Below are 14,595 nucleotides of genomic sequence, written 5' to 3'. Positions count from 1 at the left end.
GCCCGCCCTGAGGCGCAAGGAAAACCACTATGCGTAAACGCAAGAAACTCGACGGCTCGGACATCAACAACGCTCTGGTGGGCGGGGCCTGCCTGATCGCCGTCATCACCCTGGGCCTGTGCACGGCGCCCACGGACGCCAAGGCCCAGGACGTTGCGAAGGGCGCCCGTCCCGAGATCGCCTTCAACGCCACCATTGGATCTGACTACGTCTTCCGGGGCGTCAGCCAGAATGACGGCGACCCGGCGATCTCAGCCGGGGTGGATGTGACGCAAGCTCTCTTCTACGCCGGGGCCTGGGCTGGGAACGTATCTTTCGCCGGAGACGCCGACACCGACGCCGAGATCGACCTCTACGCAGGCGTCCGGCCCGCATTCGGCGGCTTCGACTGGGACTTCGGCGTGGTCGGCTATGTCTACGCAGGCCAGCCGGACGGCGCAGATTATGACTATGTCGAGCTAAAGGCCGCTGCTTCGCGCGCGGTCGGCCGGGCGACGCTGGGCGCCGCGATCTACTATTCGCCAGACTTCTTCGGCGCGTCCGAGGACGAGGCGACCTATGCCGAGATCAATGCGGCGATCAGCCCCGCCGACAAATGGACGCTCTCGGCGGCGTTGGGGCGCCAGTGGGTGTCGTCGGACTTCGACTACACGACCTGGAACCTGGGCGCGGCCTATCAACTGACGGAGCGGCTGGGCCTGGACGTCCGCTATTTCGACACCGACGAACACGGCTTAGGCTCCGCCTATGACAGCCGCGTCGTCGCCAGCCTGAAGGCGAACTTCTGATGCTGAACCATATTCGCCCGGCGATCGTCATGATCGCCCTGTTCACCGGCGTTCTGGGCGTCGGCTATCCACTGGCCGTGACGGGGGTGGCCCAGGCGGCCTTTTCGGATCAGGCGAACGGCAGCCTGGTTCGCGACAAAGCAGGGCAGGTGGTCGGCTCGGCCCTGGTCGGCCAGACGTTCGCCGCGCCGGGGTATCTGCACCCCCGGCCGTCGGCGGCGGGGGACGGTTATGACGCCGCCGCCTCGTCCGGCTCCAACCTCGGCCCGTTGAACCCCGATCTGATCGCGCGGGTGAAGACGGACGCCGACGCCTTGCAAAGCGAGGCGGGCGCAAAGGCCATCCCCGCCGACGCCGTGACGGCCTCTGCGTCGGGTCTCGACCCGCATATCTCTCCGGCCTACGCTGAGCTTCAGGCCGCCCGCATCGCCAAGGCGCGCGGCGTAGGGGAGGGGCAGGTGCGCGAAGTGATCCGACAGCATGTCGAGGGCCGCACGTTCGGCGTGCTGGGCCAACCGCGCGTCAATGTGCTGCTGACCAATCAGGCGCTGGACGCTCGCTTCGGCCTACTGACGACCGAGGGCGGATGACGTCGCCGATTCTCTCTACGGATCAGGCCCCGGCCGCCCCGCGAAAGCGTGGGCGGCTGAAGGTCTTTCTGGGCATGTCGCCAGGCGTCGGCAAGACCTATGAGATGCTGCGCGCCGCCCGGAGACGAAAGGCCGAGGGCGAGGACATCGTCGTTGGCGTGGTCGAGACCCACGGCCGCAAGGAGACGATGAGCCTGCTGCGCGGGCTGGAAGTGATGGCCCGCAGGCCCATCGCCTATCGCGAACGGACCCTGCTGGAGTTCGACATTGACGCGGCCATAGCGCGCCGCCCGGACCTGCTGCTGGTCGACGAATACGCCCATTCCAATGCGCCCGGTTCGCGCCATCCGAAGCGGTGGCAGGACGTGGAGGAGATTCTGGAGGCCGGGATCGACGTCTGGACCACATTGAACGTCCAGCATCTGGAAAGCCTGTCGGACGTGGTGCTGCGCATCACGGGCGTCCGCCAACGCGAGAGCGTGCCCGACAGCGCCCTGTCGCGCGCCGACGACATCGAGCTGGTGGACATCACCCCCGAGGAGCTGCGCAAGCGTCTGGCCGAGGGCAAGGTCTATGTGCCCGAGACGGCGCGGCTGGCCTCGGACAACTTCTTCAAGGTCGAGAATCTGACGGCGCTGCGCGAACTGGCGCTGCGCCGCGCAGCCCAGACAGTGGACGATCAGCTGACCGCCCGTCTGCGCGAACAGGGCGCGGCCGGGCCGTGGGCTGCGGGCGAGCGCATCCTGGTCCTGGTGGCGGGCGACGCCATGGCCGGCCCTCTGGTGCGGACAGGGCGGCGCATGTCCGACATGATGATGGACGCGCCCTGGACCGTGGCTCATGTCGATCGGCCGTCTGGCGCGCGCCACGGCGTCGGCTCGGCGGGCAAGTTGTCCGATGCGTTGAAACTGGCCGAGCAACTGGGCGGGCGCACCGTGGTTCTCAGTGGTGACGACGTGGTGCGCGCCATCATGGATCACGCTCACAACAACCATGTCACCCAGATCGTTCTGGCCAAGGGACGCGACAGCCGCCTGTCGGAGTGGCTGGGCCGGTCTCTGGCCGCCGAACTGCTGCGTCAGGCGCGAGGCGTGGCCGTTCACGTCGTCACCGACGAGGTCGAGCCGGAACCTAAAGCGCCGAAAGACGTGCGCCTGAACCTGACCGGAGGGTGGCGCGGCTACGCCGTCGGCGTCACCTGCGTGATTGCGGCGACGGGACTGGCCCTCTTGCTGGACCGGACCTTTGAACGTGTGGACCTGGGCGTCATCTATCTGACGGCGGTTCTGGCGGCGGGCGCCCTCTATGGACTGCGGCCCGCGCTGGCGGCGGCGACTGTCGCCTTCCTGACCTACAACTTCCTGTTCCTGCAACCGAAGTTCAGCTTCGCCATCGGGTCGCCGACGGACGTGCTGACCCTGATCGTCTTCTGGGGCGTCGCCCTGACGACGGGCGCCTTGGCGGGCCGGGTGCGCGAGCAGGCCAGGGCGGCCCAGCGCCGCGCCTCGGCGGTGTCCGCCCTGCTCGCCGCCAGCCAGCGTCTGACCGGCATCGGCGACCGGGGCGAGGCGGCGCGCATCCTGGCTGAACAGACGGCGGCCGCCGCCGGCGCCGGGGCTGTGGTGTTGCTGCCTGTCGAGAACGAATTGACCCTGACGGCCGGGGCGCCGGGCAAGCCGGAACTGGACGCGGAGGCCATGGCCGCCGCGCGCTGGGCCTGGGAAAAGGGCGAACCCGCCGGCCACGGCACCGGCACCCTGCCTCAAGCGCGGTGGACCTTCCGGCCGCTTCAGGGCGTGCGCGACCGCGCAGGGGTGGCGGGGATTGAGGCGGCGGCCCTGTCGCCGGGCTCTGACGAGGAGAAGCTGGCCCTGGCTCTGCTGGACCAGGGCGCTGTGGCGGTCGAGCGCGCCGATCTGGCCGGTCAGGCGGTAGAAACCGAGACCCTACGCCGTACGGACCGCTTTCGCGGCGCGCTGATGAACTCGGTCAGCCATGATCTGAGAACGCCGCTGTCGACGGTGCTGGGGGCCTCGACCACCCTGATCGACCTCGGCGACAAGCTGAAGCCCGCCGTCCGCGCCGACCTTCTGCTGTCGATCCGCGAGGAGGCCGAGCGTCTCAGCCGCTACGTCGGCGACCTGCTGGACATGACCCGGCTGGAGGGCGGCGGTCTCAACATTCGCGCCGACTGGGTCGACGTGCGCGACGTGCTGAACGCAGCAGGCAAGCGCGTGGCGCGACGTCTGGGCGAGCGCAAGCTGGCCCGCGACTTCCCGGCCCAGCTCAGTCTGGTCATGGTCGATCAGGGGCTGCTGGAACAGGCGCTGGTCAACATTCTCGAGAACGCCATCGCCTATAGCCCTGACGGTTCGACGGTCGAACTGGCCGCCTATGAAGATCGGGGCGCCGTGGTCATCTCCATCGAGGACGAAGGCAAGGGCATCCCCACCGCCGAACTGGAGCGGGTGTTCGACAAGTTCCGCCGCATGGAGGAGCCGTCGGACCGCACCAAAGGGGCGGGGCTAGGCCTGGCTATCGCCAGGGGCTTCGTCGAAGCGATGAACGGACGCATCGCCGCCGCCAGTCCGATCCAGGACGGAAAAGGCACCCGCATCCTGATCAGCCTGCCCAAGGCCGTCGTCACCCACCCGAGCCTGCTTTAAGGTCTGTCGCATGGCCGCCGTTCGTCCCCAGATTCTCGTCATCGACGACGAGTCCCAGATCCACCGCTTCCTGTCTCCGGCGCTGGACGCCGCCGGTTATGAGCCGCGCCGTGCTGACAGCGGGCAGGAGGGCCTGCGCGGCATCGCCCTGTGGAGTCCCGACGCCGTGGTGCTGGACCTGGGTCTGCCCGATATGGACGGCAAGGACGTGCTGGCCCGCGCCCGGGAATTCTACGCTGGCCCCATCATAATCCTGTCGGCGCGAGACAAGGAGGCCGAGAAGATCGCGGCTCTTGATCTGGGCGCCAATGACTATGTCGAGAAGCCCTTCGGCGTCGGCGAACTTCTGGCCCGGCTGCGCGCCAATCTGCGTCAGGCGCCGCGCGTCGAGGCGGCGGGGCCGCTGACGGCGGGCGAGGTGGTCATCGACCTGGAGCGCCGCAACATCACCCGCGCAGGCGAAGCCGTTCGTCTGACGCCCAAGGAGTATGATGTCCTGGCCCATCTGGCGCGCAATGTCGGCAAGGTCGTCGGCCACCGCGACCTGCTGACCGCCGTCTGGGGCAAGGCTCACGCCGAAGACACCCAGTATCTGCGGGTCGTTATCGGACAACTGCGCCAGAAACTTGAGATCGACCCTGGGCAGCCCCGAATGATCGCCACCGAGCCTGGGGTCGGCTATCGGTTGACGGATTGAAGTAGGCTTCGGTCGTGGTGCTGGTTCTTCGTCAGCCCCACGACCTAGAGGCCTTGTCGAAGCCTTTTAGTGGACCATGAAGCGGGTCGAGCCGTTCATCCGATGGCCGTCAGGCCCTTCGGCTGTCCAGGCCGCCGCATAGTTGCCTGGGGCGAGGCGAGGCAAAGGCGCGCTGACGGTTCGAGCGGCCGGGGCCGACGGCGCCGTGACCGTGATCGGCGCTCGCCCCTGGGTCGTCAGGGTGACGGTCTTGAGCGTCATCGGATGGGGAAAGGTCACGCTGAATCGTTCCGGCGAACCATGCGTCATGGCGCCGTCGGCCGGGCTGGTGACGATGCCCGAAGCCTTCGCTTGCGAGCCGCCATGTCCGGCATGGCCCGCGTGCGGGTCTTGAGCGGCGGCCGCGCCGGCCAGCGAGGCCAGCGCAGCGGTGAGAACCAGTGTCTTCAGCATGATCAATCTTCCCTTCAGATTCAGAACCAGGCCTTGATGCCGACCACGAAGCGCGTGTCTTCGGGATCCTGGCCTCTGGCCTTGGCGTAGTCGGCGGTGTCGCCCAGCGAACGGGTCCACTCGACGCCGACGTAGGGGGCGAACTCCTTGCGGATTTCATAGCGCAGGCGAAGACCGGCGGTGACCGACGTCAGGCCCGAGCCGATCTCGAGCTCGGGGATGTCGCTGGCCGACAGAGCCACTTCGATCGCCGGTTGCAGGATCCACTTCTGGGTGATGCGCTGATCGTATTCGGCCTCGGCGCGGGCGGTCAGGTCGCCCTCGGTCGAGAGGAAGGCGGCCGCGCTCATCTCGAACCAGTAGGGAGCCACGCCCTGAACGCCGACGGTCAGGTGGGTGGTGTCGTCGCCGTCCGGACGGAAGTCCTGGCGCACGCCCGCCTGCACGTCCCAGAAGGGCGCGATGGCGCGGCTGTAGAGAGCCTGAACCTCGGCCTCGTGCAGCTTGCCGTCGATCTCGCCTTCGCCTTCGGTCTTCCACCAGAAGCGGTTGATGTCGCCGCCGGTCCAGCCCTGGGCGCCCCAGCTGTAGCCGTCAGCGCCGTCGCCGAAACTGGCCTCGATGGAGTCGATCAGCACGGCCGTCGTGCGGATGTCGCCGTTCTCGACCAGAAGTTGCTTGCGCGAAGCGGCCATGACCGCCGGGTCGAACAGCAGGTCGGCGGCATGGGCCGGAGCCGAGCGAGCGGCGGCCGGGGGCGGGGTCTCGACCATGCGGCCGCCGACGGCGTCCACGCTGGTCGGTATGTTCGGCCCGCCGCGCGCGGCGCTCATGTCATGACCGGCGTGGGGATCGGCCGGGGTCGCCTGGGCTGGAGCCATGGCGTGGCCCGCATTGGGATCAGCCGCGGGAGCGCCGTGCCCCGTGTGGCCGCTCATATCGTGACCGGCATGCGGATCGGCCGACGCGGTGTTGTGATCTGCGTGCGGGTCAGCTTGGGCGGCTTGGGCCGCGGCCATGTCGTGACCCGCGTGGGGATCCGCCGGGGCCGCCTGGGCCGGAGCCATGTTGTGGCCGGCATGGGCATCAGCCGGAGCCGCGCCGTGCCCGGCGTGACCGCTCATGTCATGACCAGCGTGCGGGTCAGCCTGAGCGCCGGAGGCGGCTCCATGCATGGAGCAGGGCTTGCCCTCACGCATCATGGGGCAGTCGTGCGCGGGCTTGGCGGTCGAGGGCGTCGCCTGTGCGGCGGGCGCAGGAGCCGCTGCGGGAGCGTGACCCGCATGACCGGCGTGGCTCTGGGCCAGGGCGGGACCGCCCGCAGCCAGCATCAGGGGCGCGAGGGCCAGGGAGAGGGAAAGAGACTTCACGAGGCGGCTCCAGCCAGCGGGCGAACGGTGACGACGTTGAACATGCCCGCGTGCATGTGCATCAGAAGGTGGCAGTGGAAAGCCCAGTCGCCGGGCGCGTCGGCGGTCAGGTCGAAAGTGACCTTGCCGCCGGGCGCGACGTTGACGGTGTGCTTGAGCGGCTGATTGCCGTCGTGGCCGTTGACCAGCTCGAAGAAGTGGCCGTGCAGGTGGATGGGGTGGGCCATCATGGTGTCGTTGACCAGGGTCACGCGCACGCGCTCGTTCAGCTCGAAGCGGATCGGTTCGACCACCTCCGAGAATTTGCGGCCGTCGAAGCCCCACATGAACCGCTCCATATTGCCGGTCAGGTGGATCTCCATGGTGCGCGATGGCGCACGAGTGTCCTTGTTCGGCGTCAGCGAGCGCAGGTCGGCGTAGACCAGCACGCGGTGATCGACGTCATCGAGGCCCTGCGGCCGGTCGGCCAGACGGTTGGACGGGGCCGGGGCGATAGCGTCCACGCCGACGCCGACGGCCATGTCGGCCGGGGCGTTATTCGGATCGCGCATGCTCATGCCCGAATGGTCCATCGGCGCAGCGGCCGCCGCGCCTGCCGCCGCCCCATGGCCCATGGCCGCGTGGTCGACGCTGGCTGCGCCGTGCGCGCTGTGATCCATGCCGCCCATGCCCATATCCTTCATGGTCAGGTTGGGCACCTTGCGCAGCGGCGGGACTTCCGCCGTCATGCCCAGGCGCGGCGCTAGGGTGGCGCGGCCCATGCCCGAGCGGTCGATGGCTTCGGAGACGATGGTATAGGCGCGGTTCTCAGTCGGGCGGACGATCACGTCATAGGTCTCGGCGACCGAGATCTGGAACTCGTCGACCTCGACCGGGCGGACATTCTCGCCGTCGGCCTGGACTACGGTCATCGGCAGGCCAGGAATGCGGAAATTGAAGATCGACATGGCCGAGGCGTTGATGATGCGCAGACGCACGCGCTCGCCCGGTCGGAACAGGCCAGTCCAGTTCTCTTCCGGACCGTGGCCGTTGACCAGATAGGTGTAGGTGGTGCCGTTGACGTCCAGGATGTCGCGCGGGTCCATCCGCATCCCGCCCCACATCCGGCGCTCGGCGGCGTTCATTCCGTCCGAACCGTCCAGCAGGCCGGCCAGGGTCGTCTTTTGCATGTTGAAGTAGCCGGGGCTCTTCTTCAGCTTGTCGAGGATTTCATGCGGATGCAGGAAGCTCCAGTCCGACAGGACCAGGACGTGTTCGCGGTCATAGGCGACCGGATCGGCCCCCGCCGGGTCGATGACGATGGGGCCGTAGTGGCCCATGGCCTCCTGAAGGCCCGAGTGGCTGTGATACCAATAGGTGCCCGACTGCTTGATCGGGAACTCATAGACGAAGGTTTCGCGCGGCTTGATGCCGGGGAAGCTGACGCCGGGCACGCCGTCCATCTGGAACGGCAGCAGCAGGCCGTGCCAGTGGATCGAGGTGTCCTCGTCCAGATTGTTGGTCACCGACAGGCGTACGTTCTGGCCCTCGCGCATCCGCAGCAGGGGCGCGGGCAGCAGGCCGTTGACCATGAAGGCGTGGCCGGTGCGGCCGCCGACGGTGAAGCTGGCGTCGCCGACGCTCAGGTCGATGTTCGGTCCGGTCAGCGTCGGCAGTTCGGCCCGCAGGCCCGGCGATCCGGTCTGCGCCCAGGCGGGCAGGAGCCCCTGCAGGCCCAGAATGCCGCCGCCCAGGGCGGCGCCTCGCAACAGGGTTCGACGGTCCAGTGATGTTGTCGCCATGAAGTCCAAGTCTCAAAGAGGCCGTTCGCCCGTAAGGGCGCGCGGGGAGGGGTCTGATCGGGATACGCAGGCGAAACGGCCGCCCCTTGCATCACCGTTGCGGCAGGGCGCCGCAGCATGCCGACGCCTTAGCGCGCCAGGGTCTGGTTCAACTTCTGCCTGGCGCGGGCGATGCGGGTCTCCACCGCCTTGGGCGTGACGCCCAGAACCTCGGCGATCTCGGCGTGAGAACGACCCTCAAGCGAGGCCAGCAGAAGCGGCGCCTTCAGATTGTCGGGCAGGGCGGCCAGGGCGCGATTCATCTCGTCCATGCGACGGCGGTCGTCCAACTGGGTCTCGGCTTCCGGCGCATCCTCGCCCACGGCCATGGCTTCGGGCGTGTCCAGCCCCATGACGCCGCGCACGATGCGCCGCACCGTTCGCTTACGGCCCCAGTCGCGGCACTTGTTGATGGCGATGGAGCGCAGCCAGGTCGCGAAGGGCCGCGTCGGGTCATAGCGCCGGATGGCCAGCCAGGCCGAGACATAGGTTTCCTGCAGCAGGTCGTGCGCCTCGTCTGTGTCGCCGACATATCGGCGAACGAAGCGATAAAGGTCGCCGCTGGTCGCCGCCATGAGGGCGGTGAAGGCTGTGCGGTCGCCACGCGCCGCGCGCGCCTCTTCTGTATCGCCCTCGACCTCCACCTCGGCCTTACCGGGGCTCTTGCGTAAGGGCGCCGGCGATTTCCTTGTCGAAGGTGCGGGCCTGTTCCGGCGTCAACACCGCGCGCATCTCGAACACATGGGCGATGGTGGCCTTCTGCAAGGCGCCCATGGCGTCGTGGAAGTGGTCGACCGCGGCGCGGACCTCGGGGCTGTCGCCCTTGCTGGCGGCGATGGAGTCGGCCAGTTCGCGATTGGCGGCGCGGACATCGGCCTCCAGCGCGTCGCGCTGGACGGCGAAGCTCGCCTCGATCTGGTCCAGGCGGGCGTCCTGGTCGGCGGTCAGGTCCAGTTTCTGGTGCACGATGTCGTGCACGCTGGGGATCTCGTGCTGCTTCATCATCCAGCCGGCCGCCAGCCAGGCGGCGCCGCCGCTGGCCAGGGCGGCCAAGACGACCGTCAGGGCGATGGACTTCCAGTTGGCGCTCATCCGCCGACCTCGAAGCGGGTCATCGGCGACAGACCAGCGGAGACGCTGAAAACCTGGATGTCCGACCGACCAGGCTTGAATGCCTGGCCCAGCATGCCGCCGTTGGTTACGCCGACCAGCAGGGCGACAGCCATGACGGCCAGGCGCACCTGGCTCATGCGACGCTGCTCCTGCCGCTCTTCGATCCGGCGCCAGACCCGGTTCTCCAGGCCCGCCAATCGTGAGGTCTCATCAGTTGAAGGCGGCGTCGCCAGCATGCGTTCCATGTCGTCTGTCATTCTGCGCCTTTCGCGGGCTCGATCCTTCATACGCGAGGCGACGCGTCTTCCCTTGGAAAGGAGCGCGTCGAACGGGCATGGTTCCGATAATGGCAACCTACGCCAAGTGGGGGGCGTGGCGAAAGATCGCGTCACGACCCAGGCTCGACGCCTAGAGGGAAGCGGGGGGCGGCTGGACGCCCATCACGGCGACGACAGCCAGGATCGCCAGCGCCATGGTGAACTCGATCGCCAGGCTCTTTTTCAAATGCGGCATGGCCTGGCCCGCATCACGAGCCATCAAGGGCGCCAGACGGAATCGGTTGGCGGCCGCCAAACAGACCATCAGGCCGAACAGCGCCAGCTTGATCATCAGCAGGACGCCATAGGAGCTGGCGGTCAAACTCAGCGCTTTGGAGACGCCGACCAGATAGGCGCTGTTGATCAGCCCCGTCACGACCAGGGCGCCGACCGCCGCCGTACCGACCCCGGCGAATCCGGTCAGGCTGCGCGCCACGCCGGCGTCCCAGGCGGGATCGGCTGACGGTCGCCGCACGATCAGGACGGCGAAGGCCGCCAGGGCGCCGACCCAGATGGAGGCCGCTACGGCATGGGTGACGTCCGAGGCCAGGTGGATCAGATGTCCCGGCCCTTGCGTCGCTGCGCCGTGGCCGGTCCAGGCGAAACTGGCCGAGACGACGAGACCCAGCAGCGCCAGCACGCTCCACGCCAGCCGACCGGGACGCAGCAGCAGCGCCAACGTCAGGGCCAGAGCCGCCGCGAACATCCGCACGACCAACGCCTTGCCCAGCCCCATGCCCGTGACCATGAAGTCCAGGGCTTCCGGCTTGAGCGCCGCGCTTAGGGAGCCCGCCATCATCGCGGTTTGAGCCAGCAGGGCGGCGGGCGCGGCCACGATCAGGACTGCTGCGGCCCAGGCTATGGTCGGACGCGGCCAACGCAAGTTTAGCGGTCCGACCGCCCGCGCGCTGTAGAGCATAAAGGCGGGCAGGCCGAGCAGCAGCGCCCCGACGGCGTATTGCACCCCGCGCAGGACGACGATCCAGATCTCGACCATATCAGCGCACGGTGAAGTCGTAGCTGCCGGTCATGCGGTGCCCGTCGGTGGAGGCGATGCGCCAGTTGACGACATAGGCGCCAGCCGCAAGCGGACGCGCCAGGGTTCCCGTGATCGTCTTGCCGTCCTGGCTGACCTGGGTGCGAACCGTCGCCTTGGCGCCGGCGGCGTTGACGACGTCGAAGCTGGAGAAGGCCGGAGCGACGCGGTCGCTGAAGGTCAGGGTCACGACACGCGGCGATGCGACGGCCGACTTAGCCGCCGGCGTGGCGCTGACCAGGCGAGCGTGCGCCGCAGCCGGCGCCGCCGACAACAGGACGGCGGCAGAGACGGCGATGAAGGAAAGGGGATTCAAGGTGGACATGATCGTCTCCAGAGGGAGGCCGTTGAGGCTCTGAAGACAACTACGGACGAAACGGACGGCGCCCTTAAATGTCCGGTGCGGTGGAAAGACACTCCAACAGTCGTGTTGTGGGGAAACATCGCCGCCTGACGTGCATCGCTCAAAAAGCACGCAGAATGTAGGGCGATGAACGTGGCGGACAGGGTGTCGGATTCCGGGCCTTTTCAGCCTTGTTCACCGTTGTTCAGAGGTAGGTTGAACCCAGGTGTGGCTTGAGTTTGGTCGCTTCAGGACGTTGCATATTGTTGCACTCAAGCGCAGATTTTTTGATGGGTGAGTTGATGGGTTTTATGATGGGTTGTTGGATGGGTGGGAAATGCCCCGGAAAGCAGATGAACTAGGACCATTGGCGGTGTCGCGGCTACGCGAACCTGGCCTGCATTTTGTTGGCGGGGTAGCAGGGCTAGCCCTGCAAGTGCTGTCAAGCGGCGGGCGAAGCTGGATCTTGCGCGCGACCATGGGAAAGCGGAGGAGAGACCTGGGTCTCGGGGGCTATCCCGATGTGACGCTGGCGCGAGCGCGCGAGGCCGCCCGCGACGCGCGGGAGCAGATTCGGCGCGGTATTGATCCGGTCGAAGCAGGCCGTGAGGCGCGCCAAGCGGTAAAAACGCCCGCCGTCGTTGCGATCTCGTTCCGCAAGGCCGCAGAGGCCTATATGGCGGCGCATGAGGCTAGCTGGAAGAATCCCAAACACAGGGCGCAGTGGGCAGCCACGCTTGAAACCTATGTCTATCCGGTGATCGGCGACCTGGGCGTGGAGGAAGTCGCCCTCCCGCACGTCATGCGAATTCTGGAGCCCATCTGGACGATCAAGACCGAGACCGCGAGCCGCCTTCGCGGGCGTGTGGAAATGGTGCTCGATTGGGCCGCGGCGCGCGAATACCGATCTGGTCCCAACCCCGCACGTTGGCGGGGGCATCTGGACAAACTCCTCGCCAAGCCATCCCGGGTCGCGAAGGTTGTTCACCACAAGGCCTTGGGCATCGACCAAATGCCTGCCTTCATGGCCAGGCTTGCTGACGAAAAAGGGACAGGCGCGCGGGCGCTTGAGTTCACCATTCTCACCGCAGCGCGCTCGGGCGAGGTGCGGGGCGCCAGATGGTCCGAGATCGATCTTCCGGCCGCCCTGTGGGTCGTGCCGGGTGAGCGGATGAAGGCGGGGCGGCCGCATCGTGTGCCGCTTTCGTCAGGCGCGCTCGCGCTTCTCGCTGCGACGCGGCGGAATCCGGACACTGATCTGGTCTTCGCCAATCTCGATGGCGAGGCGCTCTCGAACATGACTCTTGCTTCCGTGCTTCGCCGCATGAAGGTCGAAGCCGTGCCGCACGGCTTCCGGTCGACGTTCAGGGATTGGGTGTCGGAGAAGACCGCGCATCCTCAAGAAGCCGCCGAGATGGCGTTGGCTCACACTGTGAGCAGCAAGGTTGAGGCGGCCTATCGTCGTGGAGACATGATGGCGAAGCGATTTCGGCTGATGGAGGACTGGGCGGAGTTCTGCCTAGGTTAGCCCTGTGGTTAGCATTCGCGCCTGTCTGTTCTTGTTGCTGTTCCGGGCGGATATCAATCGCAGTCGCCTCGGAACTGCCTAGCCGCTGAATGAGGGGGCATCTAGCTTGAGCCGAGCTCTTCGATGACCGGACACCGGACTCGTCTTCCGTCGCCGCAGTCGGAGACCGTCTGTTTCAACAAGGCTTGAAGGCGTTGCAGGTCGGCGATCTTCGCTTCGATGCTGACAAGGTGGTCCTGAGCCATGTCGCGCACTTCGCTGCAGGATTGGACCGTCGGCTCGCTTAGCGCGATCAGCCGACGAATGGCGTCTATGCCGAACCCGAGTTCGCGCGATCGGCGGATGAATCTCAGTCGCTGGGCGTGTTCAGGCTCGTAGCAACGATGTCCGCCCTGGGTTCGGGCCGGCGCAGGCATCAGCCCGATACGTTCATAGTAGCGCACGGTCTCCAGGTTCACCCCGGCGCTGAGCGCCAGGCGCCCGATGGTCAGATCTTGTCTCGACACGCTCTTGATCCCGTAGTGGCTACGGGTTGTAGGCTGTATCAGAAGTCAGACAGGATAGCCCATGGCGACCGACCCAAACCGCGCCCGCATTCCCGAAGTCGCCGTCAGCGCCTCAGCGGTGGTCGGCGGGTTCGCTTCCCTTCTTGCATGGGCGGCCTGCTGCGTCCTGCCGTTGGTGCTGTCGATTGCGGGCGTATCCTTCGCGGGCGTCGCCGTGTTCGCCGGGGCGCGCCATTGGCTGACCCCGATCGCCGCCGTGGTTCTGGCCCTCGGGTGGCTGCTGCACTGGCGCCGCTCTCGCATGTGCCGACGCGATACGGCCTGCGGACGACCTTCACCGCTGGCCTTCAGGCTGCTTGTCTTCGCCACGCTGCTGATCGTGCTTTCCCTTGCCTGGGAGCCCTATGTCGAGCCCTGGCTCCTGCCTCAACTGGCGGCCGTCAAATGAAGGCGCCCGTCCTGCTCCAGTCCACGCTGACCTGTCCGCAATGCGGTCATGTCGCGACCGAGACCATGCCCACCGACGCCTGCATCTGGTTCTACGACTGCCTCGGCTGCGGCGTGAAGCTGAAGCCCTTGCCCGGCGATTGCTGCGTCTTCTGCTCCTACGCCGATGTGCCCTGTCCGCCGATCCAGGAGGATGGCAAGGGCTGCTGCGGCTAGGAATATTGCATCTGACCGAAGCCCCGCGTCGCCAGGCCAGGTGAACGCGGGGCGTCGATCTTTCGTCCATCGTAAGATGGCCGCCGGCGCTAGGCCGACCTGATGGCGATGGCGGACAGGTCGTTGGCCGCATCGATCGGCACGCCCGACGCCTTTCACTCGGAATATAGGGCCGCCATTTGACTGGCATGGGCCCGGGTCAAGGCGGTTGCCTTGGACGGTAGCAAGTAGAGCTTAGTGTCTGTCGTGCAAGCAGCCGCTATGGTCACCTAGAACTTCAATCACTCGGCATTTTTCAGCCGATTCTTGAATGCAGTGCGTCATGCGGGCGACCTCGGCCCGCAAAGCGGTGAGGCGCGCGATCTTGTGGTCGATATCGGCAAGATGGGAGCGGGCAATGCTGTCGGCCGATTGACATGGTCGACTCGGGTCTCCAGCCAGCGCCAAAAGTTCGCGGATCGGTTCGATCTCGAAGCCGAGTTCGCGCGCGTGTCGAATGAACCGCAGGCGTCTCAGATCGTCTGCATCGTAGAGGCGCCGGTTCCCCTCCGAGCGAGGCGGCGACGGCAGGAGCTGAATCTGCTCATAGTAGCGGATCGTCGGCGCCTTGATCCCGCTCGCCTTGGACGCCTGGCCGATTGTCACGCCCTGGCTCATTTTAACGCTTGCTCCTCTAGTCGCTAGAGGAAGTAGCGTCGCCGGGCA

The 14,595-nt window shown here is 67.0% G+C and carries 17 protein-coding genes; 7 read left to right on the top strand and 10 right to left on the bottom strand.

The genetic code is table 11. The features are described 5' to 3' along the window. The first annotated feature begins 29 nt into the window (after window positions 1-29). The 4 genes from BJP32_RS01005 to BJP32_RS00990 are packed head-to-tail and all read left to right on the top strand — an operon-like array spanning window position 30 to window position 4,741. Window positions 30-788, top strand: a complete 759-nt coding sequence (locus tag BJP32_RS01005) for a TorF family putative porin (protein ID WP_076222574.1) — start codon at window positions 30-32, stop codon at window positions 786-788. After that, window positions 788-1,378 carry a potassium-transporting ATPase subunit KdpC gene (gene kdpC, locus BJP32_RS01000; RefSeq protein WP_076222573.1) on the top strand — a complete coding sequence of 197 codons (591 nt, stop codon included), beginning with the start codon at window positions 788-790 and terminating at the stop codon, window positions 1,376-1,378. The genes BJP32_RS01005 and kdpC overlap by 1 nt, the downstream gene beginning before the upstream one ends. Next, window positions 1,375-4,044, top strand: a complete 2,670-nt coding sequence (locus BJP32_RS00995) for a sensor histidine kinase KdpD (protein WP_076222571.1) — start codon at window positions 1,375-1,377, stop codon at window positions 4,042-4,044. The genes kdpC and BJP32_RS00995 overlap by 4 nt, the downstream gene beginning before the upstream one ends. Window positions 4,045-4,054: 10 nt before the next feature. Continuing rightward, the gene (locus tag BJP32_RS00990) at window positions 4,055-4,741 is read left to right on the top strand and encodes a winged helix-turn-helix domain-containing protein (protein ID WP_076222569.1); all 687 of its coding nucleotides are present in this window, start codon (window positions 4,055-4,057) and stop codon (window positions 4,739-4,741) included. A 66-nt stretch (window positions 4,742-4,807) separates the two neighbouring features. Here BJP32_RS00990 and BJP32_RS00985 read toward each other — a convergent pair whose 3' ends face one another. The 8 genes from BJP32_RS00985 to copC form a co-directional block, all read right to left on the bottom strand. Beyond that, window positions 4,808-5,194 (bottom strand): copper resistance CopC family protein, encoded by a 387-nt coding sequence (locus BJP32_RS00985; protein WP_040346721.1) that lies wholly within the window; start codon window positions 5,192-5,194, stop codon window positions 4,808-4,810. 20 nt (window positions 5,195-5,214) lie between these two features. Beyond that, complete coding sequence (locus BJP32_RS17560; protein WP_233126661.1) at window positions 5,215-6,564, bottom strand: copper resistance protein B; 1,350 nt, start codon at window positions 6,562-6,564, stop codon at window positions 5,215-5,217. Next, on the bottom strand, window positions 6,561-8,345 hold the full coding sequence (locus BJP32_RS00975; RefSeq protein ID WP_076222789.1) for a copper resistance system multicopper oxidase: 1,785 nt from the start codon (window positions 8,343-8,345) through the stop codon (window positions 6,561-6,563). Before BJP32_RS00975 ends, BJP32_RS17560 begins: the two co-directional genes overlap by 4 nt. A gap of 128 nt (window positions 8,346-8,473) precedes the next feature. Continuing rightward, window positions 8,474-9,028, bottom strand: a complete 555-nt coding sequence (locus BJP32_RS00970) for an RNA polymerase sigma factor (protein WP_046652913.1) — start codon at window positions 9,026-9,028, stop codon at window positions 8,474-8,476. A gap of 7 nt (window positions 9,029-9,035) precedes the next feature. After that, window positions 9,036-9,476, bottom strand: a complete 441-nt coding sequence (locus tag BJP32_RS00965) for a Spy/CpxP family protein refolding chaperone (RefSeq protein ID WP_046652912.1) — start codon at window positions 9,474-9,476, stop codon at window positions 9,036-9,038. Next, window positions 9,473-9,742, bottom strand: coding sequence for a hypothetical protein (locus BJP32_RS00960; RefSeq protein WP_233126659.1), 270 nt, complete (start codon window positions 9,740-9,742; stop codon window positions 9,473-9,475). The genes BJP32_RS00965 and BJP32_RS00960 overlap by 4 nt, the downstream gene beginning before the upstream one ends. A 163-nt stretch (window positions 9,743-9,905) precedes the next feature. Further along, window positions 9,906-10,811: a copper homeostasis membrane protein CopD gene (copD, locus tag BJP32_RS00955; RefSeq protein WP_046652910.1), complete on the bottom strand. Its 906-nt coding sequence runs from the start codon at window positions 10,809-10,811 to the stop codon at window positions 9,906-9,908. 1 nt (window position 10,812) lies between these two features. After that, a complete protein-coding gene (gene copC / locus BJP32_RS00950; RefSeq protein WP_046652909.1) occupies window positions 10,813-11,175 on the bottom strand; it encodes a copper homeostasis periplasmic binding protein CopC in 363 nt (120 codons plus the stop codon). Between the two features lie 355 nt (window positions 11,176-11,530). On the opposite strand from copC, the gene BJP32_RS00945 reads away from it, so the two are divergent. Beyond that, on the top strand, window positions 11,531-12,721 hold the full coding sequence (locus tag BJP32_RS00945) for a site-specific integrase (protein WP_076222568.1): 1,191 nt from the start codon (window positions 11,531-11,533) through the stop codon (window positions 12,719-12,721). A 101-nt stretch (window positions 12,722-12,822) separates the two neighbouring features. On the opposite strand, the gene BJP32_RS00940 is transcribed toward BJP32_RS00945, so the two are convergent. Then, window positions 12,823-13,227, bottom strand: a complete 405-nt coding sequence (locus tag BJP32_RS00940; RefSeq protein ID WP_003165018.1) for a helix-turn-helix domain-containing protein — start codon at window positions 13,225-13,227, stop codon at window positions 12,823-12,825. Window positions 13,228-13,288: 61 nt separating this feature from the next. Between BJP32_RS00940 and BJP32_RS00935 the strand changes: the two genes are divergently transcribed. Both BJP32_RS00935 and BJP32_RS00930 read left to right on the top strand, forming a co-directional pair. Next, window positions 13,289-13,675, top strand: coding sequence for a hypothetical protein (locus BJP32_RS00935; protein ID WP_003165017.1), 387 nt, complete (start codon window positions 13,289-13,291; stop codon window positions 13,673-13,675). After that, on the top strand, window positions 13,672-13,890 hold the full coding sequence (locus BJP32_RS00930; RefSeq protein WP_003165016.1) for a GDCCVxC domain-containing (seleno)protein: 219 nt from the start codon (window positions 13,672-13,674) through the stop codon (window positions 13,888-13,890). The genes BJP32_RS00935 and BJP32_RS00930 overlap by 4 nt, the downstream gene beginning before the upstream one ends. Before the next feature lie 234 nt (window positions 13,891-14,124). On the opposite strand, the gene BJP32_RS00925 is transcribed toward BJP32_RS00930, so the two are convergent. Next, window positions 14,125-14,547 carry a helix-turn-helix domain-containing protein gene (locus tag BJP32_RS00925; protein ID WP_003165015.1) on the bottom strand — a complete coding sequence of 141 codons (423 nt, stop codon included), beginning with the start codon at window positions 14,545-14,547 and terminating at the stop codon, window positions 14,125-14,127. Window positions 14,548-14,595: the final 48 nt, after the last annotated feature.

The sequence above is a fragment of the Brevundimonas sp. ZS04 genome (assembly GCF_001956865.1).
Classification (GTDB): domain Bacteria; phylum Pseudomonadota; class Alphaproteobacteria; order Caulobacterales; family Caulobacteraceae; genus Brevundimonas; species Brevundimonas diminuta.
This window is presented reverse-complemented; position numbering and strand designations above follow the sequence as displayed.

Excerpts from the sequence above, each read along its gene's own strand:
- BJP32_RS01005 (WP_076222574.1), top strand. The coding sequence starts at position 30 with ATGCGTAAACGCAAGAAACTCGACGGCTCGGACATCAACAACGCTCTG.
- kdpC (WP_076222573.1), top strand. The coding sequence starts at position 788 with ATGCTGAACCATATTCGCCCGGCGATCGTCATGATCGCCCTGTTCACC.
- BJP32_RS00995 (WP_076222571.1), top strand. The coding sequence starts at position 1,375 with ATGACGTCGCCGATTCTCTCTACGGATCAGGCCCCGGCCGCCCCGCGA.
- BJP32_RS00990 (WP_076222569.1), top strand. The coding sequence starts at position 4,055 with ATGGCCGCCGTTCGTCCCCAGATTCTCGTCATCGACGACGAGTCCCAG.
- BJP32_RS00985 (WP_040346721.1), bottom strand. The coding sequence starts at position 5,194 with ATGCTGAAGACACTGGTTCTCACCGCTGCGCTGGCCTCGCTGGCCGGC.
- BJP32_RS00975 (WP_076222789.1), bottom strand. The coding sequence starts at position 8,345 with ATGGCGACAACATCACTGGACCGTCGAACCCTGTTGCGAGGCGCCGCC.
- BJP32_RS00965 (WP_046652912.1), bottom strand. The coding sequence starts at position 9,476 with ATGAGCGCCAACTGGAAGTCCATCGCCCTGACGGTCGTCTTGGCCGCC.
- BJP32_RS00960 (WP_233126659.1), bottom strand. The coding sequence starts at position 9,742 with ATGGAACGCATGCTGGCGACGCCGCCTTCAACTGATGAGACCTCACGA.
- copD (WP_046652910.1), bottom strand. The coding sequence starts at position 10,811 with ATGGTCGAGATCTGGATCGTCGTCCTGCGCGGGGTGCAATACGCCGTC.
- copC (WP_046652909.1), bottom strand. The coding sequence starts at position 11,175 with ATGTCCACCTTGAATCCCCTTTCCTTCATCGCCGTCTCTGCCGCCGTC.
- BJP32_RS00945 (WP_076222568.1), top strand. The coding sequence starts at position 11,531 with ATGCCCCGGAAAGCAGATGAACTAGGACCATTGGCGGTGTCGCGGCTA.
- BJP32_RS00935 (WP_003165017.1), top strand. The coding sequence starts at position 13,289 with ATGGCGACCGACCCAAACCGCGCCCGCATTCCCGAAGTCGCCGTCAGC.
- BJP32_RS00930 (WP_003165016.1), top strand. The coding sequence starts at position 13,672 with ATGAAGGCGCCCGTCCTGCTCCAGTCCACGCTGACCTGTCCGCAATGC.
- BJP32_RS00925 (WP_003165015.1), bottom strand. The coding sequence starts at position 14,547 with ATGAGCCAGGGCGTGACAATCGGCCAGGCGTCCAAGGCGAGCGGGATC.